Source organism: Methylobacterium oryzihabitans, from assembly GCF_004004555.2.
Lineage (GTDB): Bacteria > Pseudomonadota > Alphaproteobacteria > Rhizobiales > Beijerinckiaceae > Methylobacterium > Methylobacterium oryzihabitans.
Map to the genome: position 1 here is coordinate 1 of NZ_SACP01000071.1, position 2,419 is coordinate 2,419.

A 2,419-nucleotide genomic window follows, 5' to 3' on the forward strand; every position below is an offset into this window, starting at 1 on the left:
GGGCGCGCACGCCGGGCCGCACCGGCCGCCCGGCCGGCCCGGATCGGCGTGCGCGCCCGCACCGCGCCACCGCCTCCCACGTCCGATGGATGACACCTGTCGCCGGCCGCTCCATAGCGCCGGCCGGATCCAAGAGCCCCGCAAGGGTAGGACATCGGGAGCGGACCATGGCCACGGGAACGCGCGTGAACGGGACGGAAGCTGCCGAGAGCCTTGGCGGCGACGTCAACGACGACACCCTCAAGGGCGCCGGCGGCGACGACACCCTCTTCGGCTACGCCGGCAACGACTACCTCGACGGCGGCGCCGGCAACGACACGCTGAAGGGCGGCGGCGGCGCCGACACCCTGGCCGGCGGCGCGGGCATCGACACCGCGAGCTACCTCGCCTCGACGAGCGGCGTCCTCGTCAGCCTCGAAACCGGCAAGGGGGCCGGCGGCGATGCTCAGGGCGACACGCTCGGCGGCATTGAGAACCTGCAGGGCAGCAACTCCGGCGATACGCTGATCGGCGATGCCGGCGCCAACAGGCTCGAAGGCTTCAACGGCAACGACATGCTGAAGGGCGGCGGCGGCGCCGACACCCTGGATGGTGGCGCCGGCAACGACACCGTCAGCTACAGCAATTCCGCCGCGGGCGTCACGGTGAACCTCTCCACCGGGCGGGGCAGCGGCGGCGATGCCGAGGGCGATGTCCTCGTCGGCATCGAGAACGTCGTCGGCAGCGACCACGACGACAGCCTCGTCGGCGATGCCGGGGCCAACAAGCTCCAGGGCTTCAACGGCGACGACCTGCTGAAGGGCGGCGGCGGCGCCGACACCCTCGACGGCGGCGCCGGCAACGACACCGTCAGCTATCGCCTCGCCGGCGCGGGGGTGAGCGCGAGCCTCCAGGGCGGCAAGGGCATGGCCGGCGAAGCCGACGGCGACGTCCTCGTCGGGATCGAGAACCTCCAGGGCAGCAGCTACGCCGACTGGTTTCACGGCGATGCCGGCGCCAACAGGCTCGAAGGCTTCAACGGCAACGACACCCTGAAGGGCGGCGGCGGCGCCGACACCCTCGACGGCGGCGCCGGCATCGACCAGGTGAGCTACAGCGACTCGACGATCGGCGTCTCGGTGAGCCTCGCCACCGGCCGGGGCTTCGGCGGCGACGCCGAGGGCGACGTGCTCACCGGCATCGAGGACCTGTTCGGCAGCAACTACACCGACGTGCTCACCGGCGATGCCGGCGCCAACAGACTGAATGGCTACGGCGGCAACGACTGGCTCCAGGGCGGCGCCGGGGCCGATACGCTGGAAGGCGGCGCCGGCACCGACACCGCGCACTACCTGGGGTCCGCGGCGGGCGTCACCGTCAGCCTCCTGACCGGCACCGGCACCGGCGGCGACGCGCAGGGCGACGTGCTCGTCGGCATCGAGAACCTGAACGGCAGCGACTTCGACGACGTGCTCACCGGCAACGCCGCCGCCAACCTCCTGTGGGGCTGGGGCGGCAACGACACCCTTGCGGGATCGGGCGGCGGCGACACCCTCATCGGCGGCGCCGGCAGCGACACCGTGAGCTATGCCGGCGCGGCCGGCTCCGTCGTCGATCTCGTCAACGGCCGCGGCGCCGCCGACGGAACGGCCTGGGACACCCTGACCTCGATCGAGAACGCGATCGGGACCGACGGCCGCGACCGCTTCACCGCCGACGCCGCCGCCAACTCCTTCGACGGCCGAGGCGGCATCGACCGCCTCGGCTACGACTTCTCCACCTCGGCGGTCGTGGTCGACCTCGGCACCGGCACCGGCGCCGGCGGGTACGCGGCCGGCGACCGCTACAGCAGCATCGAATGGGTGACCGGCTCGCGCTTCGCCGACACCCTGCGCGGGGGCGAAGCCAGCGAGAGCCTCCAGGGCGGCGCCGGCGCCGACGTGATGATGGGGCGCGGCGGCGACGACGTCTACGAGGTCGACGATGCCGGAGACCGCGTGATCGAGCGCCGGGGCGGCGGCAACGACACGGTGGTGGCGAGGACCAGCTACACGCTGGAAGCCGGCCAGGAGATCGAGGGTCTGGCCGCGAACAAGTTTCTCGACGGCTTCACCCCCGCGCCGGCGGTCTCGCTCACCGGCAACGAGTTCGCCAATCGCGTCCAGGGCGGGTACGGCGACGACCGGATCAACGGACGCGGCGGCGCCGACACGCTGACCGGGCTCGACGGTGCCGACACCTTCGTGTTCGACACAGCGCTCGTCACCGGCGGGATCGACCACGTCACCGACTTCGTCTCCGGCAGCGACAGGATCGAGCTGTCCTCGGGCGTGTTCGCGGCCCTGCCCAAGGGCGCCCTCAACGCCGCCGCGTTCAAGGACCTCTCGGCCGGGCCGGTCGATGCCAGCGACCGCATCCTGTACGACCGCGCCAGCGGCGG

1 protein-coding gene is annotated in these 2,419 nt (G+C 72.6%); it reads left to right on the forward strand.

Annotated features, from left to right (window positions below):
- Positions 1 to 167 precede the first annotated feature (167 nt).
- On the forward strand, positions 168 to 2,419 hold a 2,252-nt coding region (locus EOE48_RS28365), incomplete at its 3' end, for a beta strand repeat-containing protein (protein ID WP_187371585.1).